The organism is Pseudomonas sp. RIT-PI-q (assembly GCF_001297125.1).
In the GTDB taxonomy this organism is placed as follows: domain Bacteria; phylum Pseudomonadota; class Gammaproteobacteria; order Pseudomonadales; family Pseudomonadaceae; genus Aquipseudomonas.
Map to the genome: position 1 here is coordinate 116,036 of NZ_LHPC01000054.1, position 24,692 is coordinate 140,727.

22 protein-coding genes are annotated in these 24,692 nt (G+C 60.4%); 13 read left to right on the plus strand and 9 right to left on the minus strand.

Annotated features, from left to right (window positions below):
- The first annotated feature begins 211 nt into the window (after positions 1-211).
- Positions 212-781 carry a TIGR01841 family phasin gene (phaP, locus tag AEQ67_RS28715; protein ID WP_059407139.1) on the plus strand — a complete coding sequence of 190 codons (570 nt, stop codon included), beginning with the start codon at positions 212-214 and terminating at the stop codon, positions 779-781.
- A 35-nt stretch (positions 782-816) separates the two neighbouring features.
- Here the strand turns inward: phaP and phaR are convergent, their stop codons facing one another.
- From phaR to AEQ67_RS28745, 6 genes are all read right to left on the minus strand, one after another.
- Positions 817-1,329 carry a polyhydroxyalkanoate synthesis repressor PhaR gene (phaR, locus tag AEQ67_RS28720; RefSeq protein ID WP_059407140.1) on the minus strand — a complete coding sequence of 171 codons (513 nt, stop codon included), beginning with the start codon at positions 1,327-1,329 and terminating at the stop codon, positions 817-819.
- Positions 1,330-2,017: 688 nt separating this feature from the next.
- On the minus strand, positions 2,018-3,286 hold the full coding sequence (locus tag AEQ67_RS28725) for an OprD family porin (RefSeq protein WP_059407141.1): 1,269 nt from the start codon (positions 3,284-3,286) through the stop codon (positions 2,018-2,020).
- Between the two features lie 128 nt (positions 3,287-3,414).
- Complete coding sequence (locus AEQ67_RS28730; protein WP_059407142.1) at positions 3,415-5,187, minus strand: acyl-CoA dehydrogenase C-terminal domain-containing protein; 1,773 nt, start codon at positions 5,185-5,187, stop codon at positions 3,415-3,417.
- 64 nt (positions 5,188-5,251) lie between these two features.
- Complete coding sequence (locus AEQ67_RS28735) at positions 5,252-6,922, minus strand: cation acetate symporter (protein WP_059407143.1); 1,671 nt, start codon at positions 6,920-6,922, stop codon at positions 5,252-5,254.
- The gene (locus tag AEQ67_RS28740; protein WP_059407144.1) at positions 6,922-7,248 is read right to left on the minus strand and encodes a DUF485 domain-containing protein; all 327 of its coding nucleotides are present in this window, start codon (positions 7,246-7,248) and stop codon (positions 6,922-6,924) included. The genes AEQ67_RS28735 and AEQ67_RS28740 overlap by 1 nt, the downstream gene beginning before the upstream one ends.
- 122 nt (positions 7,249-7,370) lie before the next feature.
- Positions 7,371-8,993 (minus strand): acyl-CoA synthetase, encoded by a 1,623-nt coding sequence (locus tag AEQ67_RS28745; RefSeq protein ID WP_059407145.1) that lies wholly within the window; start codon positions 8,991-8,993, stop codon positions 7,371-7,373.
- Positions 8,994-9,222: 229 nt separating this feature from the next.
- Between AEQ67_RS28745 and AEQ67_RS28750 the strand changes: the two genes are divergently transcribed.
- The 6 genes from AEQ67_RS28750 to AEQ67_RS28775 all read left to right on the plus strand — a co-directional run bounded on the left by AEQ67_RS28750 (position 9,223) and on the right by AEQ67_RS28775 (position 15,809).
- Positions 9,223-11,499: a PAS domain-containing sensor histidine kinase gene (locus tag AEQ67_RS28750; protein ID WP_059407146.1), complete on the plus strand. Its 2,277-nt coding sequence runs from the start codon at positions 9,223-9,225 to the stop codon at positions 11,497-11,499.
- A 4-nt stretch (positions 11,500-11,503) separates the two neighbouring features.
- Positions 11,504-12,139, plus strand: coding sequence for a response regulator transcription factor (locus AEQ67_RS28755; RefSeq protein WP_059407147.1), 636 nt, complete (start codon positions 11,504-11,506; stop codon positions 12,137-12,139).
- Between the two features lie 78 nt (positions 12,140-12,217).
- Positions 12,218-13,303, plus strand: coding sequence for an AI-2E family transporter (locus AEQ67_RS28760; protein ID WP_059407148.1), 1,086 nt, complete (start codon positions 12,218-12,220; stop codon positions 13,301-13,303).
- Positions 13,304-13,305: 2 nt separating this feature from the next.
- Entirely contained in the window at positions 13,306-14,037 is a 732-nt protein-coding gene (locus AEQ67_RS28765) for a hypothetical protein (protein ID WP_059407149.1), read from the plus strand.
- Positions 14,038-14,058: 21 nt separating this feature from the next.
- Positions 14,059-14,523 carry a MaoC family dehydratase gene (locus tag AEQ67_RS28770; protein WP_059407150.1) on the plus strand — a complete coding sequence of 155 codons (465 nt, stop codon included), beginning with the start codon at positions 14,059-14,061 and terminating at the stop codon, positions 14,521-14,523.
- A gap of 101 nt (positions 14,524-14,624) precedes the next feature.
- Positions 14,625-15,809, plus strand: coding sequence for a patatin-like phospholipase family protein (locus tag AEQ67_RS28775; RefSeq protein WP_059407151.1), 1,185 nt, complete (start codon positions 14,625-14,627; stop codon positions 15,807-15,809).
- A gap of 341 nt (positions 15,810-16,150) precedes the next feature.
- Here AEQ67_RS28775 and AEQ67_RS28780 read toward each other — a convergent pair whose 3' ends face one another.
- Positions 16,151-16,996 carry a LysR family transcriptional regulator gene (locus tag AEQ67_RS28780; protein WP_059407152.1) on the minus strand — a complete coding sequence of 282 codons (846 nt, stop codon included), beginning with the start codon at positions 16,994-16,996 and terminating at the stop codon, positions 16,151-16,153.
- 146 nt (positions 16,997-17,142) lie between these two features.
- On the opposite strand from AEQ67_RS28780, the gene AEQ67_RS28785 reads away from it, so the two are divergent.
- Positions 17,143-18,069 carry a DMT family transporter gene (locus AEQ67_RS28785; protein WP_059407153.1) on the plus strand — a complete coding sequence of 309 codons (927 nt, stop codon included), beginning with the start codon at positions 17,143-17,145 and terminating at the stop codon, positions 18,067-18,069.
- Between the two features lie 25 nt (positions 18,070-18,094).
- Here AEQ67_RS28785 and AEQ67_RS28790 read toward each other — a convergent pair whose 3' ends face one another.
- Positions 18,095-18,508 carry an ester cyclase gene (locus AEQ67_RS28790; RefSeq protein WP_059407154.1) on the minus strand — a complete coding sequence of 138 codons (414 nt, stop codon included), beginning with the start codon at positions 18,506-18,508 and terminating at the stop codon, positions 18,095-18,097.
- 97 nt (positions 18,509-18,605) lie between these two features.
- Between AEQ67_RS28790 and AEQ67_RS28795 the strand changes: the two genes are divergently transcribed.
- On the plus strand, positions 18,606-19,484 hold the full coding sequence (locus tag AEQ67_RS28795) for a LysR substrate-binding domain-containing protein (protein ID WP_059407221.1): 879 nt from the start codon (positions 18,606-18,608) through the stop codon (positions 19,482-19,484).
- Between the two features lie 69 nt (positions 19,485-19,553).
- On the plus strand, positions 19,554-20,609 hold the full coding sequence (locus tag AEQ67_RS28800) for an alpha/beta fold hydrolase (RefSeq protein WP_059407155.1): 1,056 nt from the start codon (positions 19,554-19,556) through the stop codon (positions 20,607-20,609).
- An 11-nt stretch (positions 20,610-20,620) separates the two neighbouring features.
- On the opposite strand, the gene AEQ67_RS28805 is transcribed toward AEQ67_RS28800, so the two are convergent.
- On the minus strand, positions 20,621-21,280 hold the full coding sequence (locus tag AEQ67_RS28805) for an MliC family protein (protein ID WP_059407156.1): 660 nt from the start codon (positions 21,278-21,280) through the stop codon (positions 20,621-20,623).
- Positions 21,281-21,781: 501 nt separating this feature from the next.
- On the opposite strand from AEQ67_RS28805, the gene ltnD reads away from it, so the two are divergent.
- Genes ltnD through otnC form a run of 3 tightly spaced genes read left to right on the plus strand, consistent with a single transcriptional unit; the run spans position 21,782 to position 24,626 of the window.
- The gene (ltnD, locus tag AEQ67_RS28810; RefSeq protein WP_059407157.1) at positions 21,782-22,687 is read left to right on the plus strand and encodes an L-threonate dehydrogenase; all 906 of its coding nucleotides are present in this window, start codon (positions 21,782-21,784) and stop codon (positions 22,685-22,687) included.
- Between the two features lie 11 nt (positions 22,688-22,698).
- Positions 22,699-23,991, plus strand: coding sequence for a 3-oxo-tetronate kinase (gene otnK / locus AEQ67_RS28815; protein WP_059407158.1), 1,293 nt, complete (start codon positions 22,699-22,701; stop codon positions 23,989-23,991).
- Positions 23,988-24,626, plus strand: a complete 639-nt coding sequence (gene otnC / locus AEQ67_RS28820; protein ID WP_059407159.1) for a 3-oxo-tetronate 4-phosphate decarboxylase — start codon at positions 23,988-23,990, stop codon at positions 24,624-24,626. Before otnK ends, otnC begins: the two co-directional genes overlap by 4 nt.
- Positions 24,627-24,692 lie beyond the last annotated feature (66 nt).

A 24,692-nucleotide genomic window follows, 5' to 3' on the forward strand; every position in this document is an offset into this window, starting at 1 on the left:
CTTTGACTAAACAAGGCTAGGCTGGCTGTTCGATAGACAGGAGTTTATAGCTAAGAGGGGGGCAGTGAGCAAAGTTTATTTTGCGCTGCACAAAAATAGGCGTTGCCAAATAGTTTTGTGCACTGCAATATCAAGGCTAACGCGATGACTGGCCGGATCGCTATCGCGTCCCCGGGCCCATCAGGGCCTTCCAGTACCAGGAGATTCAAGCATGTCTTTTTTCAATTCGGAAAAACTGCAAACCGCTCAGAAAGCCAACCTTGACCTGCTGCAGCAAATCAGCGGCAAGGTGTTCGCCAGTGTTGAACAGCTGAGCCAGTTGCAGTTCAAGGCACTGCGTGACTCCACCGAAGAGCATTTCGAAGGTGTTCGCAAGCTGCTGGCCGTTCGCGATCCACAAGGCTTCGCTGAGCTGCAGGCGTCTTTCACCCAGCCGAGCGCGCAAACCGAACGTCTGGCCGAGTTCAACCGTCAGGTTCAAGCGCTGATCGTGGGCACGCAGTCGGACATCGCCAAACTGACCTCGACTCAGGTCGAGGCCGGCACCCAGCAGGTGCAAGCGTTCGTTGAAGAGATCAGCAAGAATGCACCGGCCGGTTCCGAGCCAGTTGTGGCCGCGTTCAAGTCGGGCCTGGCGAATGCCGGTACTGCGTTTGAAAGTGCACAGAAAGCTGTGAAACAGGCTTCCGAAGCCGCTCAGAGCAATTTTGAAGCAGCCACCGCCGCAGCCGCCAAAGCTGCTCCGGAAGCCAGCGCCAAGACCACCAGCGGTAACAAGTAAGTCAAATCAGTACGGTTGCACCGATGGCGATGGGATTACTCCCCATCGCCATTTTTTTTCGTCCCGCCATCGGCATCCGGCTTGCCGCCAAACATGCCAAACAGGTTTTGGGTGTTCAGATACAGGGCCTTGGACTGATCGACATATTGGCGCATCAGGTCCTGCATCACCGGCGCTTGCTGGTGCATGAAGGTGCTCCAGGCTTCGGACGACTGCGCGCCGGTTTGGGACTGGATGTCGATGACGGTCTGTATGCTCTTGTCGAGGTAACTGCCGAGTACGCCTTGATACGGGCCGTAGAACTGGATAATCCCCATCAGCATTTCGCTGGTGAAGATCGGCTCACCGCCGCTTTCGGCTTCCAGAATGACTTGCAGGAGGATGCTGCGCGTCAGGTCCTCGCCGGTCTTGGCGTCGACTACCTGGAAGGCCACTTTATCAACCACCAGTTGGCGTATGTCCGCCAGTGTCAGGTGACTGCTGGTGTGGGTGTCATACAGTCGGCGATTGGGGTATTTCTTGATCAGGCGGGGGGTGTTATCAGTCATGCGGGCGTCTCGCGGCGGGCCTGGTTTGCAGGCATCTTAACCTACTATGGTGGCCGCCTGTTTCTAATCCCCTGTGGGCGGTGGCTGGCCAGCGAAGACGGAGATGTACCCCGATCAAACTGTAGGAGCTGGCTTGCCAGCGAAGGCTATGTGTTAGACGGTGGGGTTTCTGAGGGTGTACATATCCATTCCTGCGGTAACGGCCACTATTGGTTTCGCCCTTACGGCGAGTCACTTGGAAGAGCCGTAGGAGCGAGCTTGCTCGCGAAGGACGTCAACGATGACGCGTTTTAACAGGGTAAACGCGGTGCATTTGAGACCTTCGCTGGCAAGCCAGCTCCTACAGTTGACCGGGTTTTCCATACGAGCACGATCAACTGTAGGAGCCGAGCTTGCTCGCGAAGGACGTCAACGATGACGCGTTTTAACAGGGTAAACGCGGTGCATTTGAGACCTTCGCTGGCAAGCCAGCTCCTACAGTTGACCGGGTTTTCCATACGAGCACGATCAACTGTAGGAGCCGAGCTTGCTCGCGAAGGACGTCAACGATGACGCGTTTTAACAGGGTAAACGCGGTGCATTTGAGACCTTCGCTGGCAAGCCAGCTCCTACAGTTGATTGGGTTGTTGAGATGTGGGAGCAGTGACTGCGGCATTAAGTGAGCCCCCTTCACAAACACCGGATCGATTTACCAGATCGGCAACGTATAACTGACAATCAACCGGTTCTCATCCAGATCACTGCCAAAATTGGTCGAGCGAACCGTCGCATTACGCCATTTCACCCCGACGTTCTTCAGCGGATCACTCTGCACCACATAACCAATATCGGTATCACGCTCCCATTCCTTGCCTTCCGGACGATTACTGCCCAGGTCAATATCGGAACCGGTGAGGTAGCGAGTCATAAACGTCAGACCCGGAACCCCCATCGCCGCAAAGTTATAGTCATAACGCGCCTGCCAGGATTTTTCGTCCTTGCTGGCGAAGTCGCCGATCTGCACGAAGTTCACCAGGAACGCATCAGTACCGTTGACGTAGGCATAGCCCGTGTCGCCACTCATGCCCTGATAACCCAGGCCGAACGCATGCCCGCCGAGGCTGTAGGTGAACATCGCGCCAATCGCATTGTTGTCGACGTTACTGCCGCCATCGTCGGTGGAACGGGCGAAGCGCAAATCCGTCTTCAACGATTGCCCCGTGGTCACCGGTAACACGTAAGTCAGGTTCACCAGATGCTGACTGTAGAAATTATCGAGGTGACCATAGCTGTAGCCGGTCGCCAGATTGCTGGTCCATTTGTAGTTCAGGCTGGCGAAATCGAAGCTGTCGCTGTCCAGATGACGCGTGGTGATGCCCTTGGCGCCGGTGCGGGTGATGCCCATGTCCTCGTAGTCCGAGGAGTCGCGCTGGTTGCCCTGCGTCAGCCGCCCGGCATCTGCGGTCAGGCCTTCGCTTTCCAGCGCCGTCAATTGACCGCCCTTGAAGGTTTGCGGCAACAGCCGTGAGTCGTTGGCCAGCACCGTCGGCAGCTTGGGCAGCAGGGTGCCGAGTTTCAGCGTGCTTTTCGAGGCGCGCAGTTTGGCGGTCAGGCCCAGTTCGCCGTATTCGTCCTGCGCGCCTTTGCGGGTATCGCTATGGCGTTTGAGCAGGCCGGAGCCGGCGCGATCGGGGCTGGAGTCGAGTTTCACGCCGAGCAGGCCGATGGCATCAAAACCGACACCGACCAAGCCTTCGGTGAAACCGGATTCGTAGCGCAACAGAAAACCCTGCGCCCATTCCTCTTGTTTGGATTGAGGTGCGTTGGTCTGGCGATAGTCGCGATTGAAGTAGAAGTTGCGCAGCTCAAGGCTGGCCTTGCTGTCCTTGATAAAGTCAGCAGCGGCGGGGGCCGAGAGGCTGATGACACCGCCGGCCAGCAGCAGTCGGGTAGCGAGATTGCGGGTGTGACGGTCCATGGTGAAGCCCCTTTGTTTTTATTATGGAAAAGCAGGTCCCGCGGCCCTCGCCAGACAGGCGAGGGCTGATCAATAAAAAACGCGAACGCCAAAATGAGAGGAGCGAGGCACCGCGTGCGGTTCAATCGTTAGAACTGTTCGGCGCTCAGGCCATACAACGAGCCGCTGCCCGCGCGGATGGATTGCTCCAGACTCAAGACGCGCGGCAGCAGGCGGTGGATGTAGAAATCGGCGGTGGCGATTTTCGCGCCATAAAACGCGGGGTCTTCGCTGTGTTTTTTCTTCGCGACCTGAGCCATGCGCGCCCAAAGCCAGGCGTAGGCGACGTAGCCGAACAGGTGCAAATACTCCACCGAGGCGGCGCCGACTTCGTTGCGGTTGGTCGCGGCCTGGTCTTGCAGCCAGTCGCTGAGGTCTTCCAGACGCTGCACGGCATCGAGCAGTTGAACGGAGTAGGGCGCGGCGGGCTGATCGGCGAACTGGCGGATCTGGCCGGTGAACTGGTGCAGCGCGACACCCTTGTCGGCGAGCACTTTGCGCCCCAGCAGGTCCAGCGCCTGAATGCCGTTGGTGCCTTCGTAGATCTGCGCAATACGCACGTCGCGGACCAATTGTTCCTGGCCCCATTCGCGGATGTAGCCATGGCCGCCGAACACTTGCTGACCGTGGATGCAGCTTTCCAAACCCGTGTCGGTGAAGAACGCCTTGGCAATCGGGGTGAGCAGCGCCACCAGGTTTTGCGCGCTGTCCCGTTCCTGCGCATCATCGGAGAACTTCGCCAGATCGAGTTGCTGCCCGACATAACTGGCGAACGCGCGGCCGCCTTCGGTCATGGCTTTCATGCTCAGCAGCATGCGGCGCACGTCGGGGTGAACGATGATGGGATCGGCGACTTTGTCCGGGGCCATTGCGCCAGTCGGTGCGCGGCTCTGCACACGTTCACGGGCATAAGCCACGGCGCTCTGATACGACGCTTCGGCGCAACCGATGCCTTGAATGCCAATGGACAGGCGTTCGTAGTTCATCATGGTGAACATCGCCGCCAGGCCTTTGTTGGCTTCGCCGACCAGCCAACCGCTGGCGCCGTCGAAGTTCATCACGCAGGTGGCGGAGGCCTTGATGCCCATCTTGTGCTCGATCGAACCGCAACTCACCGCGTTGGGATTGCCGAGGGAACCGTCGGCGTTGACCAGCACTTTCGGAACGACAAACAACGAAATCCCTTTCGGCCCTGCTGGTGCGTCCGGCAGTTTGGCCAGCACCAGATGCACGATGTTTTCGGTCAGGTCCTGATCGCCACCGGTGATGAAGATTTTGCTGCCGGTGATGCTGTAGCTGCCGTCAGCCTGAGGTTCGGCGCGGGTGCGGATGATCCCCAGGTCGGTGCCGGCGTGGGCTTCGGTCAGGCACATGGAACCGGCCCAACGGCCTTCGTACATCGGCGGCAGGTACAGGTTTTTCAGGGGGTCGCTGGCGTGGGCATCCAGTGCCAGGCAGGCACCGGAACTCAACGCCGAATACAAAGCAAAGCTTGAGTTGGCGCCGTAGAGCATTTCTTCAAACTGCACGGCGAGCATCTTCGGCATGCCCATGCCGCCGAAATCGGCGTTGCCGGACAAACCTACCCAGCCGCCTTCGATGTAGGTGGCGTAAGCCTGCTTGAAACCGATCGGCGTGCTGACCTGGCCATCGAGCCACTGCGCACCTTCTTCGTCGCCGCTGCGATTCAACGGGGCAATCAGGTGCGAGGTGACTTTGGCCGCCTCTTCAAGAATGGCGTCAGCGGTTGCGGCGTCGACGTTGTCGGCCAGGGCCGGCAGGCGCGCCCACAGGGCCGGGGCGTCGAACACTTCGTGCAGCACAAAGCGCATGTCGCGCAGCGGGGCGTTGAATTCGGGCATAACGTGAACCTCAAAAGGTTGTGCGATGGGCACGGCGCCGCAACGGCGGGCCGTGCCCTTTCAATCAATGGCTGGAAGCACTGGCGGCACCGAGGCCGGTCTGGGCGCGAACGAACTGATCGGCGTAAGCGTCACGCTCCTTGCCGGCGCGCACGCTTTGGTCGAGTTTCGACACGACCACAATCACCAGGAACGCCAGCGGCATGGAGAACAGCGCCGGGTGGTCGTACGGGAAGATCGCGTGAGCATGACCAAGCACGGTGACCCACACCGCAGGCGAGAGAATCACCAGCACCAGCGCGCAGATCAGGCCGGCAAACCCGCCGAGGATCGCGCCTTTGGTGGTCAGGCCTTTCCAGTACATGGCCATGATCAGCACCGGGAAGTTGGTCGACGCGGCGATGCCGAAGGTCAGGCCGACGAGGAAGGCGACGTTCATCTTCTCGAACAGAATGCCCAGCAGAATCGCGATGATTCCAAGGGCGACGGTGGCCATGCGGGTCACGCGCATTTCCTGTTTCTGTGTAGCTTTGCCTTTCTTGAACACCGTGGCGTAGAGGTCGTGGGAAATCGCCGATGCACCGGCCAGGGCCAGCCCGGAAACCACCGCGAGAATGGTGGCGAACGCGACCGCCGAGAGGAAACCGAAGAACAGGTTGCCGCCGACCGCCTTGGCCAGGTGCATGGCAACCATGTTGCCGCCGCCGATCAAGGCACCGCCGACTTCACCATTGACGTAATACTGCGGATCGGTGCCGATGATGACCATCGCGGCAAAGCCCAGGGTGCAGACCACCAGGAAGAAGAAACCGATGAACCCGGTGGCGTAGAACACCGACTTGCGCGCTTCCTTGGCGTTCGGCACGGTGAAGAAGCGCATAAGGATGTGCGGCAGACCGGCAATCCCGAACACCAGGCCCAGCGACATCGACGCGGTGTTGATCGGGTCGGCGAGCATCGAGCCCGGCCCCATGATGTTCCAGCCACTGGCGTGAGCCTCGACGGCTTTGGTGGCCAGGGTTTCGTAGCTGAAACCGAACTGCGACATGGCCATCACCGCCAGGGTTGTACCGCCGGCCAGCAGCAACACAGCCTTGATGATCTGCACCCACGTGGTGGCGATCATGCCGCCGAAGATCACGTAGACCAGCATCAGCGCGCCGACGATCACCACGGCAACCGGGTAGTCGAGGCCGAACAGCAACTTGATCAACTGACCTGCACCGACCATCTGCACGATCAGGTAGCAGCACACCACCGTCAGCGAACCGAACGCGGCGAAGATCCGCACTTTGTTCTGGTCCAGTCGATAGGACACGATATCGGCGAAGGTGTAGCGCCCCAAGTTACGCAGACGCTCGGCCATCAGGAAGGTGATGATCGGCCAGCCGACAAAGAAGCCGATGGTGTAAATGAAGCCGTCGTAGCCCTTGGCGAACACCAGGCTGGAAAGGCCCAGAAGCGTGGCGGCGGACATGTAGTCACCGGCAATCGCCAGACCGTTCTGGAACCCGGTGATGCCACCGCCAGCGGTATAAAAGTCGGACGTAGATTTGGTTTGCCGCGCCGCCCACCAGGTGATGGCCAGCGTGCCGAGGACGAACACAAAGAACATGCCGATCGCATGCAGGTTCAGCGGTTGTTTTTCGATGGCGCCCAACGCGGGCGCAGCCAGTACAACGGAGGCCGGCAACAACCCGGCAGCGGCGAGGAGCAGTTTACGTAGCAGGTTCATCACTTGCTCTCCTCGAGAATGGCCGCGCCCAGTGCATCAAAGCGGGTGTTGGCGCGGTAGACATACCAACCGGTCAGCAGCCAGGAAAAAATGATGATCGCCGCGCCAACCGGCATGCCCAGCGTCAACATCCGATGTTCGCCCAGCGGTGCATGCAACCACTGCGGGGCAAACGCCACCACCAACATGAACAGGTAATAAGTGCCCAGCACGGCGGCGCTCAACGACCAGGCCAGGCGCGAACGGCTGCTGACCAATTGAAGGAATTTCGGGTTGCTCCGAATACGTTCACAGCGTTGGGTATCGGTTGAATGGATGTCGATCATGGGTGGCTCCACATTGTTTTTGTTATCGGTGTTTGGGGTGTCGCTGGGCCGAATTCGGCGTGCACGAACCCGAGGCGGCAGGTAAAAGCACCTGCCGCCTGGTGGGTAAAGCGTTGGTTCGGTTAGAGCGCTTTAGCCCTGTCGCGCAGGACGTACTTCTGGATCTTGCCGGTGGACGTCTTCGGCAGCAGGGTGAAGATCACGGTGCGTGGCACTTTGAAACCGGCCAGGTGCTCGCGGCAGAAACTGATGATGTCGGCCTCGCGAACGTCCTGGTGATCGGCCTTCAGGGTGATGAACGCGCAAGGCGTTTCGCCCCATTTCTCATCGGGACGGGCAACGACCGCCGCTTCCATCACGCCGGGGTGGCGGTAGAGCACACCTTCCAGTTCGATGGTGGAAATGTTCTCGCCGCCGGAAATGATGATGTCTTTGAGTCGGTCCTTGATCTCGACATAACCGTCCGGGTGACACACCGCCAGGTCGCCGGTGTGGAACCAGCCGCCTTCGAACGCTTCGGCGGTGGCGGTCGGGTTTTTCAGGTAGCCCTTCATCACGGTGTTGCCACGCATGAAGATCTCACCGATGGTCTGACCGTCCCGTGGGGTCGGTTCCAGGGTCTTCGAGTCACCGACCATCACGCCTTCGAGCGTCGGGTAGCGCACGCCTTGGCGGGATTTGATTTGCGCCCGTTCATCCAGCGGCAACTCATCCCATTCGGCATGCCAGGCGCAGAGGGTCACCGGGCCGTAGGTTTCGGTCAGGCCATAGACGTGGGTGACCTTGATGCCCATTTCTTCCACGGCACCGATCACTTTGGCCGGCGGCGCAGCGCCGGCGACCATGGCGTTGACCGGGTGATCGATGGCCGCTTTCGCCGACTCCGGCATGTTGACCAGCGCGTTGAGCACAATCGGCGCCGCACACAGGTGAGTGATCTGATGTTCGCGGATCAGCGTAAGGATTTTCTGCGGATCGACCCGGCGCAGGAACACATGCACGCCGGCCAACGCGGTGATGATCCACGGATAGCACCAACCGTTGCAGTGGAACATCGGCAGCGTCCAGAGGTACACCGGATGGTTGCCTATGGCCCAGGTCATCTGGTTGCCGAGAGAGTTCAGGTACGCGCCGCGATGGTGATAAACCACGCCTTTGGGGTTGCCGGTGGTGCCAGAGGTGTAGTTCAACGAGATGGCTTGCCATTCGTTCGCCGGCCATTGCCAGGCGTAATCCGGGTCGCCTTCGGCCAGCAACGCTTCATAGTCCAGCTCGCTGACGGCCTCACCTTCGCCGTATTCCGGGTCATTGACGTCAATCACCAGCGGCGGGTGATCGAGCATGCCGATCGCCGCGTGAATCACGCTATGAAACTCGCGGTCGGTGATCAGCACCTTGGCTTCGCCATGCTGCAGCATGAAGGCAATGGCTTCGGCATCCAGGCGCACGTTGAGCGGGTTGAGCACGGCGCCGATCATCGGTATGCCGAAGTGCACTTCGAGCATCTCGGGGATGTTCGGCAGCATCACCGCCACGGTGTCGTTCTTGCCGATGCCGCGACCGGCCAGCGCCGAGGCCAGGCGTCGGCAACGGGTGTAGGTCTGCGCCCACGTGCGGCGAATCGAGCCATGGATGACGGCGGGGTAGTTGGGATAAACGCTGGCCGTGCGCTCGATGAAGCTGAGCGGAGACAAGGCAATATGGTTGACAGCCGCAGGGCCTAGCCCTTGTTCGTAGATCGACATGACGGGTACTCGGTGGCTGATTGTTAGCTCTATGGATGACCTTTAAGCGTAGCCGCTGAAGTCATCTTTTATGTCCGGTTTGCTTTATATAACAATCTGCCATGGATATGGAAGTACAACCTACGCAGTATAGTAGATATACTATATTGGATTCTTCCGGTGCCAAATGAATGCCGTCATACCTCCGAGGCCGGTATATCCTTGGCTTCCCCAACGAAGTGGACCCGTGATGAGCCTGACTCCCGTTCGATTGCACAGCTGGTTGCGCCTGCAGCGCGAGGGTGTGTCTCTGGCCGCCCGGGCCGATGCGTTGTGCCGTGCGTTGCAGGATTGTCCCGAGGTGCGCCGGGCGGTTTATCTGAGCTGGCAACCCCATGCCGGGATTTACAGCCACGAGGGCGCCGCGCTGCATTTTCCACCGGGCCTGGGCGACCCGGCACTGGCCAGCGATCAGCTGCTGTTCGATCGGCTGGTGGAGGACGGGCGGCTGGACCTGGCTCAGGTACGGCAACTCGATTGCTGGTTGTCCGGCCGCTTGCGCCGGGCCGCCATCAGCCATGGTCAGGTGTTCGATCTGGCCTTGCAGCCAGGGCATGCGGGATTGCTGCTGGTGGAAGTCTGCGAGGGCGTGAGCCTTGACTGGCTGGGCTGGGTGCAGGATTTGCTGACCACGTTGCTCAGCAGCGTCAATGGCATGCTGCGCGGTTCGCCGCTGTTGGGCCACGATCCGCAACCGAGTCTGTTGCTCGACGCCCAAGGCCGACCGGTGGAATTCAATGCGGCGCTGTTGGCGCTGCTCGCGGAAAAACCGCTGAACGATGTGCTGGGCTTTTTGCCGGTCAATCATCGGGTGCTGGTACGCGCCTGCCTCGACCAGCAACGTGCCATCGAAGGCGTCGAGGCGCAGTTCGAAGCGCAGATTCTGATCTGGACGTTTATCCCCGATCCGCAGGACAACCGAGTGCTCGCCCGGTGCCGCGACGCTACGGCACAAGTGCTGGCCGAGCGCGAGGCGACCAAGGCGCGCCGGCTGTACCGGCTGATCATCGAGAACACCACCGACCTGATTTCCCGTCATACACCGGACGGGCGCTTTCTCGATGCATCGCCCGCGTCCTGGACCTTGCTCGGCTACTGGCCCGAAGAGTTGCGCGGGCAATTGGCCCAGGGCCTGTTCCATGGCCACGACCTGGCCAATCTGGTGCAGCGTGCGCGAGATGCGCTGGAGCAGGACGGCTATCACACCATGACCTATCGGATTCGCCACCGGGCCGGGCACTATCTATGGTTCGAAACCGCGAGCCGGGCGATTCGTGAAACCTACACCGGCGCGGTGGTCGAGGTGGTCAGCGTTTCCCGGGACATCACCGCCCGAGTGCAGGCCGAAGAGAACAAGCGGCGCCTGGCCGAGGTCGTCGAGGCCAACATCGATCCAGTGTTGTTCATCGACCCCGAGGGGCAAGTCACGTACCTCAACCCGGCGGCGCGACGCATCCTCGGGATTGACGAGCAACAACCGATGCCGGTCCTGGGCGAGTTGTTCGCCAGCGCCGATCTCGCGCGTTTGCAACGTGACGGCTGGAGCAGCGCCGAACGCGATGGGGTCTGGAGCACCGATGCGCGCTTGCAACCCCCGGCGGGCGGCACGTCGGTGCCGGTGTCACTGGTCCTGCTGGCGCACCGTGCTGCCGGCAACGAGCGCTATTATTCATTGGTGGCGCGGGACATGACCGAACGTGAACTGCGCGAAGTGCAGCAGCGCCGCCATCAGGACGAATTGGCGCACACCGCGCGCCTGGTGACGCTCGGTGAACTGGCGTCGGGCATTGCCCACGAGATCAACCAGCCACTGGCGGCTGTGGTCAATTACGCCAATGCCAGCCAACGCTATTTACAGACACTGGGCTCCAATCCCCAAGCCGCCGAACGGGTCGCGCAAGGCCTGGAGCGCATCACCTATCACGCCACCCATGCTTCGGAAGTGATCAGGCGTCTGCGGGCGTTTCTGCGTAAGGGTCAGCGCCGCATGCAGGCCCTCAATTTCACCGACGTCGCCCGCGAGGCCGTGCGTTTGTGTGCCTGGGAAGCGAGCAATTGCCAAGTGACAATCGAGGACCGACTGCCGGATAATCTGCCGCCCGTTTATGCCGATCGGGTGCTGCTGGAGCAAGTCCTGCTCAATCTGTTACGCAACGCCATCGATGCCAACCGCGAACAACATCCCGGCCAGCCTTCGCTGATTGTGATGGCGGCGGGGCAGGGCAGTGGCGCCACCGTGGAAATCAGCGTGCAAGACCAGGGGCCGGGTGTCAGCGAGCCCGAACTGGAACAGATTTTTACCCCGTTCTATACCAGCAAGGCCGATGGCCTGGGGCTCGGGCTGTCCATGAGCCGCAGCATCGTCGAAGGTTTCGGTGGCGAATTACAGGCCCGGCGCCAACCTGTCGGGCTGCTGATGTGTTGCCGCTTGCCGCTTGCCGGCCCAACAAAACAACAACAGGAATAACGCAATGTCAGGTGTGACGGAGCACGTGGTGTATGTGGTCGACGACGACCAAGGCATGCTCGATTCAACGGTCTGGTTACTGGAGTCGGTCGGCCTCAAGGCCTTGCCGTTTACCAGTGGCGTTGACTTTCTCGGTGCCTGCGATGCGACGCTCGACGCCTGCGTGCTGCTGGACGTGCGCATGCCCGGCATGGGCGGGTTGAACGTGCAGGAAGAAATGCGCGCCCGCGAATTGAACCTGCCGATCATCTTCGTCAGTGGGCACGCCGATGTACCGATCGTGGTACGCGCCTTCAAGGCCGGCGCTCACGACTTCATCGAGAAGCCCTATAACGAGCAATTGCTGCTGGACAGCGTGCAACAGGCGCTCAGCAATTGCGCGGCCAACCGCTCCGGCAATCAGGGCCACGAAGCCTTGCAGGCGCGTTTGCTCACACTGACCCCACGGGAACGCGATGTGTTGTTGCCGCTGGTGCAGGGCTACACCACCCGTGAAATCGCCGAGCAACTGGGGGTCAGCGCCAAAACCGTCGACCTGTATCGCTCGCGGGTGATGAAACGCATGCAGGCCAACACCTTGCCAGACCTGGTGGGCATGGCCATCGCCGCTGAACTGGTCGACCCGTTGAAGCTGCGTTGAGGCCTCACGTTTTCTGCTGAACGTCTATGCTGGGCTAACCGATCACAACCCTCTGCAGCGATCTGCAAGGAGGCAGTCATGGTGCCCACGCCCATCACCGAAAAGACGTTCAGTCGCAGCCTGCTTGATGTACTGATTCGCGCCGGACTCATTATCATTCTGGTGCTGTTCTGCTTCCAGATTTTCAGCCCCTTCCGCGACCTGATGCTGTGGTCGGTGATCCTGGCGATCACCCTTTACCCGCTGCAAAAGCGTCTGATGGCCGGGCGCGGCCTCAAAGAGGGGCACGTCGCGACGCTGATCATCTTGATCGCCATCGTCATTCTGATGGTGCCGATTTACCTGTTGGGCACCTCGATAGCCGACTCGGTCGAAAAAGCCATGAATGTGGTCAGGGAGGGCGGGGTGCACATTCCTCCGCCGGCGGATTCCGTCGCCGGTTGGCCGGTGGTGGGTAAACCGCTGTCGGCGGCGTGGCTGCAGGCGTCAACCGATCTTCCGGGGTTGACCGAGAAGTACATCCCGCAGATCAAAGGGGTCAGCCTGACCCTGTTGAGCAAACTGGCTGGCGTCGGCATGGGGTTCCTGACCTTTATCTTCGCCCTGATCATCGCCGGCATTTTCATGGCCTATGGCGAAGGCGGCAGCCGCAGCGCGGTACAGATCGCGAGCCGCGTCAGTGGTCCGGCCAAGGGGCCGAAAATCGCCGAACTCTGCACCGCCACGATCCGTGCGGTGGCGCTGGGGGTGGTCGGTATCGCGTTTATCCAGATGCTGCTGGTGGGCCTCGGTTTCGTCCTCAAAGGCGTCCCCGGTGCAGGCCTGCTTGCCTTGGCGGTGTTGCTGCTCGGCATCATGCAGTTGCCGGTGACAGTGATTACGCTGCCCGTGATCGTCTACGTGTTCGCCACCGAGGGCGCCAACACCGCGACCATCGTCTTCGCCATCTACGTGTTTGTGGCCGGTCTGGTGGATAACGTACTCAAGCCGTTGCTGCTCGGGCGCGGGGTCGATGTGCCGATGCCGGTAGTGTTGATCGGCGCCCTGGGCGGCATGGTGACCGGCGGCATCATCGGGCTGTTCATCGGCCCGGTGGTGCTTGCGGTTGGCTATCAATTATTCTGGCAGTGGGTGCAGGATCGGCCGCCGGAAGAAGGGCTGTAACCATGAGTGCGCACGTTAATGAACTGCTGGATAAGGTGTTGATAGCCCACGGTGGGCTTGAACGCTGGAACAATTTCAGCACCGTACAGGCCACCATCGTGACCGGCGGCTCGCTTTGGGCCATGAAAGGCCTGACGCAGGACAGCGCACCCCGCCAGATGACGGTCTGGCTGCGTGAGCAGCGCGCCTCGGTAACACCCTTTGGCGGGCCGGATCAATTGACCGCTTACACGCCGGATCGAATTGCCATTCAAAAGACCGACGGCACGGTGATTGCCGAGAGACAGGCGCCACGGGAATCCTTTCGCGAGCACGGCGAAAACTCCCCTTGGGATCCACTCCATCGGGCGTACTTCAACGGTTACGCGATGTGGTCTTACCTGACCATGCCGTTCCAGTTCACCTTGCCGGGTGTCGCGACCGAAGAGGTTGAGCCCTGGCAAGAGGGAACACAGCTCTGGCGGCGATTAAAGGTGACCTTTCCCGAAAACATCGCGACGCACTGTGCGGTCCAGGAATTCTATTTCGGTGAAGACTTTCTATTACGTCGGCACGATTACAACGTCGACGTGAGCGGTGGCTTGCCTGCCGCCCAGTATGTTCATGGCTACATAGAAGCAGACGGGCTGCGCATGCCCGGTAAGCGGCGCGCCTATCGACGCGGGGCCGATGGCCAGGCCGACAGGGACGCGCTGCTGGTGGCGATCGATCTCAGCGACATCAGCTACGCGTAATGCCAAGCGGAGGAATGAATCATGACCGTGCATTCCTGGGAAAAACTCTACCTCGATGACCTGAGCCTCGGCCAGGTGTTCGAAAGCGACAGCCTCCACGTCGAGCGAAAGAAGATGCTGGCGTTTGCTCAGGAGTACGACCCGCAACCCTTCCACCTCGACCCGCAAGCGGCCGGCCTGAGCCTGTTTCGCGGCCTCGCGGCGAGTGGCTGGAACACGGCGGCCCTGACCATGAAACTGCTGGTGGCCAGCGTGCCGCTGGCGGACGGGATCATTGGCCTGGGTATCGAATTGAGCTGGCCGACGCCGACCTACCCCGATGACACGTTACGTCTGACAACCACCGTGCAGGCGATCGAACCGTCGGCCACCAAAACTGACCGGGGCGTGGTGACCATGCTCATGGAAACGCGCAATCAGCACGACAACGTGGTGCAGCGCGCCACCGGCAAACTGCTGGTATTCAGACGACCGCCGCCTGACTGAGAAAGTAGTCATGGGTGAATGGCGCGTGCATGATGGGTGAGGCCATTTCACCGTCCCGTTGCGCGCGTTCTCTGTCGATTGCAGGGACCGGAGGAGGCGTTTTGAAACCATTTCTGCCCAGGCCCAGCGCCACAACGATGAACATGTTGCGTGAAGGGTGCCTGCAACGTCGTGATGCTGTGCCGCAAACGTTAACCGAACAAGCGGTCATTCCTGGCATCCCGAATGCGCGCTACTGGCTGGACCAGGACCTGACGCCGTTCATCCGCGATGCGAGCCTGGCCAACGATCGAGAGATTGCGGCGCTCACCGGCACAGGGATCAGGGATGACATATTGCCATTGGGCCATTACCTGGCCATTTCGGGGGGCGGCGACGCCGGCACCTTCGCAGCGGGCATCATTGCCGGATGGACCCTGCATGGAACTCGACCTGCGTTCAAGGTCGTCACCGGTATCAGCGCCGGTGCCCTTGTTGCGCCGTTCGCTTATCTCGGGCCTGAATATGACCCGGTCATTCTGGGGATCTGCAGCGCCATCGGCCCAAAGGACGTTTTCCATTCGCGCAGTGTGCTAACCCGCCTGGCCAGCGACGGAATAGCGGACAGCAAGCCACTGGCGCGACTCATTGCCAAGTACATCACTGCCGAGGTGCTGGCGGCCATCGCCGCGCAATACGCAAAAGGACGGCTGCTGATGATCGGCACCACCGACCTGGATGCCGGGCGGCCCGTCACCTGGAACATGGGCGCGATTGCTTCCAGTGATGCACCGGGGGCGCTCCACCTGTTTCGTAACATCATGGTCGCGTCGATGAGCATTCCCGGCGCCGTCTCACCCGTCATGATCGATGTAGAGGTTGATGGTAAACAGTTTCAGGAAATGCACGTGGACGGCGGCGTTCTCACTCAGGTGTTCCTTTACCCACCCGGCACGGTGATGGCGCTGAACAGCGTGACCGGGGCACGCATACGGCAGGGACGGCATTTCTATGTCATTCGCAACGGCAAACTGGTGCCGCAGTGGTCCGGCACCAAGCGCCGTACCTTGAGCATCGGCGGCCGAGCCATCAGCACATTGATCCAGACCCAGGGGATCAGCGACCTGGACCGGATTTACCGAATTGCGCAGCAGGACGGGGCGGACTTCAACCTGGCGTACATCGGTTCGGATTTCCACTTTCCGCGCAATCAGAAGTTTGATGGCGAATACATGAAGCGTTTATTCGATTACGCCTTCCAACTCAGCGCGAAAGGCTATCCGTGGCATAAATCGCCGAGTTCCTGAAACACCCCGATCCTCAAACCATCACGTGATCCGTATCAACTATCGAAATCGGCGTTCGACCCGTAGCAGCTGTCGAGCTTGCGAGGCTGCGTTCGGCGGCGAAGCCGTCGCAAACCCTGAGCACGCGGTTTTCCTGATACACCGCGTTGCCTGATTTTACGACTGCTTCGCAGCCGAACGCAGCCTCGCAAGCTCGACAGCTGCTACAGAGTCCAACGCAGCCTCGCAAGCTCGACAGCTGCTACAGAGTCCAACGCAGCCTCGCAGGCTCGACAGCTGCTACAGAGCAGGGCGCGGGCTTCGACAGCTGCTACATAACGGGAGGCGTTGACACTGGTGTTTTACTTTTCAAAGCAGGATGCAAGAAAACTCATTACCGCCTGCACGGCCGGGGTGTGGCGGATGTCGCTGTGAACCACCAGCCACACGTCCCGCGCCAGGTCCGCGCCAACCGACGGCATCGCTTGCAGGCCGTAGCGTTCGCCAAGGAAGTAGGGCAGCGCGGCGACACCGGCGCCTGCTTGCGCAATGGTGGCCTGGATATTCAAATCATTGCTGCGCAGCAGGATCGGTCGATCACCCGCCTGTTTCTTCAGCCACGCCTGTTGCGGGGATTGCTCCATGGTTTCGTCGTAGGCGATGAACACCCGATCTTGCGGCGCGGTGTCGGCTAAATAGTCCGCCGAGCCGTACAGGTGGAATGGCACGGTGGCGACCTTGCGCGTGACCAGGTCCGGCTCCTTGGGGCGACTGAGGCGCACGGCAATATCGGCTTCCCGTCGCGACAGCGAGGCACTGCCCAGACTGCCGATCAGGTGCAAGGACAGCTGCGGATACTTCGACCGCAACTCATTGATTCGCGGCGCGATCAATGCGCAGGCCAACGCCGGCGGGGCACTGACAGTGACGTCGCCGGCGTAGCTTTCCTGCCCGGCCAGCGCCGTGCGCTGCACCGCGAAGGACTCGCTTTCCATGCGTCGCCCCAATTGCGCAATACGTTCTCCGTCCTCGGTGATCATATAAGCGCGAGGGCGTCTGTCCACCAGTTTGAGGTTCAACGAGCTCTCCAGAGCGCTGATGCGTCGCGCCACGGTGGCATGGTCGACCTTGAGCTTGCGTGCCGCCGCCGATAACGACTGTTCGTGGGCGAATACGATGAAGTAGCGCAGATCCTCCCAATCGAACATGGGCGTTTTCTCACATGAAGGGTGAATAAATGGGGAATTTTGCCCCAACGACAAGCCTGCAAGAATTCTGCAAAACCTGACAAGCAGGTTTCAAGCATTCAGCGGTTTGCCGAGTGTTCATCGCACGACTTGACGAGGAAACAGCCATGTCAAAATCAACGCCTCTCGCGTATGCCGGCATTGTCGGTGCCACGTTTTTCTGGGGCACCAACTTCAACGCCGGTGCCTACATCATCAAGAGCATGGCACCGATCAGCGCGTCCATTGAGCGCTTTTCAATCTCCACCCTGTTGCTCCTGTTGATTTTCGGTCTGGCCGGCAAGTTGCGTCTGGTCACGCTGAAGAACAATCTGCCGGCGTTTATCGGCCTGGGGCTGCTGGGTTTTACTGCCTTCAACCTCGCGACCTTCTTTGGTCTGCAAACCACCACGCCGATCAACGGCGCGTTGATCCTGGCGACCACGCCGCTGTGGACGATGATCTTTGCAGTGCTGCTGGAAGGTGAGCGGATTGATCGCGGCCGAGCCATCGGCCTGATCCTCGGTTTGCTGGGTGTTGGCCTGGTGATTACCCGTGGCGATATCCAGGTGTTGCTCGGGCTGAAAGTGGCCACCGGCGACGCGATGATTCTGGCCGGCAGCATGGCTTGGGCTGCCAACATGGTCGGCACCCGGCGCTTCGTCAAAGACTCAACACCGCTGGAAACCACCAGCTTCTCGATGATGTTCGGGGTGATTGGCCTGATCGTGCTGGGCTTCATCTTTGAAGACCCGATTACCAGCATCCGTAGCGCCTCACTGTCCGTTCATGGCGCCGTCATCTACCTGGCAGTGTTTGGTTCGTTGATCGCGTACTTGCTGTGGTTCAAGGGCATCCATGCCATTGGCGCTGCGCGGACCTCAATCTTTTTCAACCTGGCTCCCGTGTTCACCATGCTGGTGTCCTCGATACTGGGCGTGGTGCCCAATATCTGGCAATTGCTTGGCGCCGGTGGCGTCATCCTTGGGGTGGTGTTCGCTTCGGGACTGGTGTTCAGCCCGGCACGAACCCCGGAAGTAGCCGACCCGGCCTGATGTCACATCAATGCGGATCAGAGGATCAAAGACCGATCATGTCCCGGTGGACTTCCAGGGAATTGCGCTCTACCCAGTTGTGCGCCAGCAGTCCATCGGGACGAACTTCCCAAACCGCCGTACCGAGCATTTCAAACGGACTGTTGCACGAGCGTCCACCGATGAATCCGTTGTTTTTTCCGGCCAGTTTCCAGCGCGAGGCGACGCGAGTGCCTTCGGCATTCTGGAACGTCTCGATACTGCCGAATTCGAAGTCGTCGATTTTCGACAGGAACACGCCAATCCATTCAATGAAGGCCTCCCGGCCGACAATCTCAACGCCGCCCGAGGTAATAACAAAGTCTTCGGCGACGAAGCGCGCGGCGGCTTGCGGGTCTTTTGCCTGCCAAACCTCACGCCAAAAGCTTTCAACTAGTTCTACCGCTTTATTGCCTGTCATGTGGAAATCCTCGTAGTGATGGCCTGATCATCAGAGTTTGCGATCCAGAGCTCAAACGCATAAATTTAATGGCATCCAGTTGAAAGGCGAATTCATCATGCAAGCCAGTGACCTGGAAATCGACCTGCTGCGGGCGTTTATCGCGGTCGCGGAGACCGGCAGTTTCACCGCGGCGGCCGAGGTGATTGCGCGCTCGCAATCGGCAGTGAGCCAGAAAATCATCCGCCTCGAAGACATCCTTGGTTTACGGGTTTTCGAGCGCACCAGCCGGGCGTTGAACCTGACTCCCGACGGCGAACGACTGCTGGTGGGCGCACGCCAGTTGATGGTGCATTTCGACACCTTCATCCGGGAGATCAAGCAACCGGCCACCCTCAGTCTTCTGCGCCTGGGGGTTTCTGAAAACCTGGTGCCGACTCAGTTGCCCAAATTGTTGTCGCGCTTTAGCGAGCTGTATCCCGACATTCAACTGGAGCTCACCACCGGCTTGAGCAACGATTTGCTGGCCGATCACGAAGCCGGGCTACTGGACGTGGTCATTGCCAAGCGCAAAATCAGTCCCAACGCGCAGCGGGGGCGAATCATCTGGCGCGAGCCTTTGGTGTGGATCGCCGCGAAGGATTATGAAATCGACACGGCAAGGCCCGCACGCCTGGTGATGATGCGACCCCCCTGCGCGTACCGGGCAATCATGATCGAAGCCATGGCGTCGGTTCGGCGCGAGTGGACGTGCGCCTGCCTGGCCAGCAACGTGATGGGCGTGCAGGCGGCAGTCGCCGCAGGGTTGGGGATTACCGCCCTGGGCGCATCGTTCCTGCAAGAAGGCATGCGTATTGTCGAGCCGTCGGAGAAATTGCCGACCTTACCGTCCACCGAAGTGGCCGTGATTGGCGACGAAGCCCGTACTCAGCACCTGGTCCAGCCCTTGGTGTCATTGCTCACCGAGGGCTTGATGTCGGGTAACAGCCTGACTTGAACGGTTTTACCAACAGTCCGTCGATGCCCGACTAACCTCATTGATCAGGCCAACGAGGGAGAACGGACGATGAAGATGCCGCTGTTGAACGCTAAAACCGCTACCCGACGCCATTTAGTCGGCTTGTCCGTATTCGCGCTCGCACTGATGCCGTTCGGCGTCCTCGGTGCTGCCGAGGCGCAAACCGGCAACGCCACGGCGGCGATCCCAACAGCGGCGACACAGGCCTCGTTCGGCCCGCTGAAGCATGTCGACGCCGGTTTGCTCAATGTGGCTTACGCCGAGGTCGGTCCTGCCGATGGGCCTGTGGTCATTCTTCTGCACGGTTGGCCCTACGACATTCACAGCTACATCGATGTGGCGCCCTTGCTGGCGGCGAAGGGTTATCGGGTGCTCATCCCGTATGCGCGGGGCTACGGCGACACACATTTCCTGTCCGCCAAGACGCTGCGCAACGGCCAACCCTCCGCGCTGGCCAGCGATGTCATTGCCTTCATGGACGCACTGAAGATCAAGCAGGCGGTACTCGGCGGTTACGATTGGGGCGCGCGCTCGGCGGACATCGTCGCGGCGCTCTGGCCGGAGAGGGTGAAGGCGCTGGTCTCCGTCAGCGGCTACCTCATCGGCAACCAGGAAGCGGGCAAAAAACCATTGCCGCCCAGGGCCGAATTGCAGTGGTGGTATCAGTACTACTTCGCCACCGAACGCGGCCGTACCGGCTACGAAAAATACCGGCACGACTTCGCCAAATTGATTTGGCAAACGGCGTCCCCAAAATGGGCGTTGGACGACGCGACCTTCGACCGCAGTGCCGCCGCCCTGGACAACCCCGACCACGTCGCCATCACCGTTTTCAACTACCGCTGGCGGTTGGCGCTGATTCCGGGCGAACCCCAATACGAAGCGCTAGAGCAGCGGCTGGCCAAAGCTCCGTCCATCAGCGTGCCGACCATTACCCTTGAAGGCGACGCCAACGGCGCACCGCACCCGGCTCCCGAAGACTATGCCAAGCGCTTCACCGGCAAATATGAATTCCGACTGATCAGCGGTGGCATCGGCCACAACCTGCCGCAGGAAGACCCTCAGGCTTTCGCCAAAGCGGTGATTGATGCCGACCACCTGTGACATTTGAACAATCAGCTGACCGGCTCGGCGGTACAGCTCATTTGCCCTGAGCCTGGTTTCTGAAAAAGGACCACGTTGCCGTCTTGCCAGAAGCTGTAATTGCCCTGGTTGTCCTTGCCAGCGTATCGGGTTCCCATATCACTCGGCACCTGGATCAGGGTGATCGAGGTGTTCGCCCATTTCAGGTACACGACGCCCGGCTGCGTGGTAAAGAAGGTCGCAGCAATCGGCGTGTTAAACCCGGTACAACGAAAGGCCAAAGGGCCTTCGGTGAGTCGGTCTGGGTCCTTGGTGCGCACAATGGCCGAGCCTTGGCGCAGCTGGTGTGCACGCTCGGCATAACTGCGGATCGTGCACACCTTGGGCTCGCGCTCGGAGGCGCATTGATTGCGGGCAGCGATCCAGAACTGCTGGTCGATCGTGACTTTGTCTGGACTGGGAACTGAACGTTCATCCGTGAGCGCCAGGCGATAAAGCCGCGTCAGTTCGAGGTCCATCTGCGCCAGTTGCGCGTCGCGACAGATCAGCTTTTCGACGGCCGCACTGGCGGTGGCGCAGTCGAAGCTGGTCTTGAAGAGGGGTGCAGGCTTCGCCGCATGGGCACACGGGCTCATCGCCGCGCACACGCTGGCAGCGAGCAGACAGGCATAAAGGGCCGTGACCGTTTTCATGTCGGCTTCCGCATTGGGTGTATCGCAGTGTAAGTCAGTGCTCAAAACTTGCCACACCGCCGGGCGTAGAAACCCATGCCTGGTAGCGGCTGGCGTCCGTTTCTGTAGCAGCTGTCGAGCTTGCGAGGCTGCGTTCGGCTGCGCAGCAGGCGCAAACCCTGAGCGCGCGATTTTCCCTGATACACCGCATAGCCTGATTTCACGACTGCTGCGCAGCCGAACGCAGCCTCGCAAGCTCGACAGCTGCTACAGAGTTCGCGTACGCAGATCGTGTTAATAAATGTTAAGTCGAAAAAATACTTCACATAATCTGATCATTGGTAGATGATCTTCTTCGGCCGGTATGACAACCTGAAAACACGTCGAAAACAGGATTGCCTTGATGTTCGATGAACGACAGCGCCCCGGCGTGGATTATTCCGCTCGGTGCTGATCCTGCTTACCGCACCTCTATTTACAACGCGACCACCGTCTAGTCGCTGCTTTCCTCTGGAGTACCCCATGAATAACAAGAATGTCGGTGTTGTCGGTCTGGGCGCGATGGGCCTGGGCATTGCCCGCTCGTTGTTGCGCAGCGGTTTTAACGTGCATGCCTGTGATGTGCGCGCTGCCGTCACCGAACAGTTCGCCGGGGAGGGCGGCGTGGCGTGTCCTTCGCCGTCACACATGGCCGCTGAGTGTGAGGTGATCATCACCGTGGTGGTCAATGCCGAGCAGACCGAGACCGTGTTGTTTGGTGAGGGCGGTGCCGTCGCCGTACTGCGCCCGGGCAGCCTGGTCATCGGTTGCGCCACCGTCGCCCCGACGTTCGCTGTGGATCTGGGCCAACGCCTGGCCGCGCTGGGCCTGCTGTATCTGGATGCACCGATTTCCGGTGGGGCCGCCAAGGCTGCCGCTGGCGAGATGACCATGATGACCTCTGGCCCGTCCGACGCCTACGCCAAGGCTGAGTCGATTTTGGCGGGCATGGCCGGCAAGGTGTATCGCCTGGGCGATGTCCACGGCCTCGGTTCGAAGGTCAAAATCATCAACCAGCTCCTTGCCGGGGTCCATATTGCTGCGTCTGCCGAAGCCATGGCGCTGGGCCTGCGTGAAGGGGTCGATGCCGATGCTCTGTACGAAGTGATCACCCATAGCGCCGGTAATTCCTGGATGTTCGAAAACCGTGTGCCGCACATTCTCAAGGCTGACTACACGCCGTTGTCCGCTGTAGACATTTTCGTCAAGGACCTGGGCCTGGTGCTGGATACCGCACGGGCCAGCAAATTCCCGCTGCCGCTGTCGGCCACCGCGCACCAGATGTTCATGCAGGCGTCCAGTGCCGGCTTCGGCCGTGAGGACGATTCGGCAGTGATCAAGATTTTCCCGGGCATCGAATTGCCGACTGCCAAGCCTGAATCCGTTTAAGGAACACCGCCATGACTACCTCCACCGCACGCCCGCTGCTGGGCTGCATCGCCGACGATTTCACCGGCGCCACGGACCTTGCCAACATGCTGGTGCGTGGCGGTATGCGTACCGTGCAAAGCATCGGTATTCCCAGTGCAGAAGTGGCCGCCGGGCTTGATGCCGATGCGATTGTCGTTGCCCTGAAGTCGCGGACCACGCCGGTCGCCGACGCGGTCGAAGAGTCCCTCGCCGCACTGGCCTGGCTGCGTGAACAAGGCTGCGAGCAGATCTTTTTCAAATATTGCTCGACGTTCGACTCCACCGCGGCCGGCAATATCGGCCAGGTCAGTGAAGCGCTGCTGAAGGCACTGGATAGCGACTTCACGCTCGCGTGTCCGGCGTTCCCGGAGAATGGCCGGACGATCTTTCGCGGCCACTTGTTTGTACAGGATCAGTTACTCAGCGAGTCGGGCATGCAGCATCACCCGCTGACGCCGATGACCGATGCCAATCTGGTTCGGGTCTTGCAATCGCAGACCAGCCTGAATATCGGCCTGTTGCGCTACGACACGATTGCTCGCGGCACTGAACAGGTACGTGCGCGAATTGCCGAATTGAAGTCCCAAGGTGTCGGCATGGCCATCGCGGATGCCTTGTCGGACAGCGATCTGTATACCCTCGGCGCTGCTTGCGCCGATCTGCCGCTGTTGACCGGTGGTTCGGGGCTGGCGTTGGGCCTGCCGGAAAATTTCCGTCGCGCCGGCAAACTGCGCGACCTTGATGCCTCGAAACTTCCGGCGGTGTTCGGCGGGGAAGTGGTGTTGGCCGGCAGTGCTTCGATCGCCACCAATGGGCAAGTGGCGGCTTGGCTTGAAGCCGGTCGACCGGCCTTGCGCATTGATCCGCTGGCCTTGGCGGCGGGTGAGCCGGTGGTGGCGCAAGCCTTGACCTTTGCCCGAGATAACGAACAAACCGTATTGATCTACGCCACCAGTTCACCAGATGAGGTGAAGTCGGTGCAGCAGCAACTGGGCGTCGAGCAGGCCGGCAGTCTGGTGGAAAATGCCTTTGGCAACATTGCCCAAGGTTTGCGCCAGAGCGGTGTGCGCCGCTTCGTGATCGCCGGTGGAGAGACTTCGGGCGCGGTGGTCAAGGCGCTCGGCGTACAACTGCTGCAGATCGGCGCGCAGATCGATCCGGGTGTACCGGCGACTGTCAGCAGTACGGACGAACCTTTGGCGCTGGCACTCAAATCGGGCAATTTCGGTGGCCGGGATTTCTTCAGCAAGGCTTTGAATCAACTCGCCGGAGGTGTGCAGTGAGTAACGAAAACGCCTTGCGCGAAGAAATCTGTGAAGCAGGCCACAGCCTTTACCAGCGCGGTTACACCGTCGGCAGTGCCGGCAATATCAGTGCGCGCCTCGACGACGGCTGGTTGATCACACCAACCGACGTCTGCCTCGGGCGTCTCGATCCGGCGACCATCGCCAAGGTCAATCTGGCAGGCGAATGGGTGTCCGGTGACAAGCCTTCAAAGACCCTGGCGCTGCATCGCCAGGTCTACGACCGCAACCCGAGTGTGGGCGGCGTGGTGCATACCCACTCCACGCATCTGGTGGCGTTGACGCTGGCCGGTGTCTGGCAGCCGCACGATATTCTGCCGCCGCTGACGCCTTATCAGGTCATGAAGGTCGGGCATATCCCGTTGATTGGTTATCAGCGACCCGGTTCGCCGAAAGTTGCCGAGCAGGTCGCCCAACTGGCCAACAGCGTTCGCGGCGTGATGCTTGAGCGGCTGGGTCCGGTGGTCTGGGAAAGTTCGGTGTCCCGTGCCAGCTACGCCCTGGAAGAGCTCGAAGAAACCGCGCGACTGTGGCTGATGAGCAACCCCAAGCCCGAGCCGCTCGATCAGGCGGCACTGGACGAGTTGCGAGAGACCTTCGGCGCGCACTGGTAACGCGCAGACGTAACACGCCCCATCGATGACGCAGGCTTTGCCCGGGAGAGGCGCAACAACTCCCGA

What these genes read in the sequence shown, in the direction of transcription:
- phaP (WP_059407139.1), top strand. Translation starts at nt 212, where the DNA reads ATGTCTTTTTTCAATTCGGAAAAACTGCAAACCGCTCAGAAAGCCAAC.
- phaR (WP_059407140.1), bottom strand. Translation starts at nt 1,329, where the DNA reads ATGACTGATAACACCCCCCGCCTGATCAAGAAATACCCCAATCGCCGA.
- AEQ67_RS28725 (WP_059407141.1), bottom strand. Translation starts at nt 3,286, where the DNA reads ATGGACCGTCACACCCGCAATCTCGCTACCCGACTGCTGCTGGCCGGC.
- AEQ67_RS28730 (WP_059407142.1), bottom strand. Translation starts at nt 5,187, where the DNA reads ATGCCCGAATTCAACGCCCCGCTGCGCGACATGCGCTTTGTGCTGCAC.
- AEQ67_RS28735 (WP_059407143.1), bottom strand. Translation starts at nt 6,922, where the DNA reads ATGAACCTGCTACGTAAACTGCTCCTCGCCGCTGCCGGGTTGTTGCCG.
- AEQ67_RS28740 (WP_059407144.1), bottom strand. Translation starts at nt 7,248, where the DNA reads ATGATCGACATCCATTCAACCGATACCCAACGCTGTGAACGTATTCGG.
- AEQ67_RS28745 (WP_059407145.1), bottom strand. Translation starts at nt 8,993, where the DNA reads ATGTCGATCTACGAACAAGGGCTAGGCCCTGCGGCTGTCAACCATATT.
- AEQ67_RS28750 (WP_059407146.1), top strand. Translation starts at nt 9,223, where the DNA reads ATGAGCCTGACTCCCGTTCGATTGCACAGCTGGTTGCGCCTGCAGCGC.
- AEQ67_RS28755 (WP_059407147.1), top strand. Translation starts at nt 11,504, where the DNA reads ATGTCAGGTGTGACGGAGCACGTGGTGTATGTGGTCGACGACGACCAA.
- AEQ67_RS28760 (WP_059407148.1), top strand. Translation starts at nt 12,218, where the DNA reads ATGGTGCCCACGCCCATCACCGAAAAGACGTTCAGTCGCAGCCTGCTT.
- AEQ67_RS28765 (WP_059407149.1), top strand. Translation starts at nt 13,306, where the DNA reads ATGAGTGCGCACGTTAATGAACTGCTGGATAAGGTGTTGATAGCCCAC.
- AEQ67_RS28770 (WP_059407150.1), top strand. Translation starts at nt 14,059, where the DNA reads ATGACCGTGCATTCCTGGGAAAAACTCTACCTCGATGACCTGAGCCTC.
- AEQ67_RS28780 (WP_059407152.1), bottom strand. Translation starts at nt 16,996, where the DNA reads ATGTTCGATTGGGAGGATCTGCGCTACTTCATCGTATTCGCCCACGAA.
- AEQ67_RS28785 (WP_059407153.1), top strand. Translation starts at nt 17,143, where the DNA reads ATGTCAAAATCAACGCCTCTCGCGTATGCCGGCATTGTCGGTGCCACG.
- AEQ67_RS28790 (WP_059407154.1), bottom strand. Translation starts at nt 18,508, where the DNA reads ATGACAGGCAATAAAGCGGTAGAACTAGTTGAAAGCTTTTGGCGTGAG.
- AEQ67_RS28795 (WP_059407221.1), top strand. Translation starts at nt 18,606, where the DNA reads ATGCAAGCCAGTGACCTGGAAATCGACCTGCTGCGGGCGTTTATCGCG.
- AEQ67_RS28800 (WP_059407155.1), top strand. Translation starts at nt 19,554, where the DNA reads ATGAAGATGCCGCTGTTGAACGCTAAAACCGCTACCCGACGCCATTTA.
- AEQ67_RS28805 (WP_059407156.1), bottom strand. Translation starts at nt 21,280, where the DNA reads ATGAAAACGGTCACGGCCCTTTATGCCTGTCTGCTCGCTGCCAGCGTG.
- ltnD (WP_059407157.1), top strand. Translation starts at nt 21,782, where the DNA reads ATGAATAACAAGAATGTCGGTGTTGTCGGTCTGGGCGCGATGGGCCTG.
- otnK (WP_059407158.1), top strand. Translation starts at nt 22,699, where the DNA reads ATGACTACCTCCACCGCACGCCCGCTGCTGGGCTGCATCGCCGACGAT.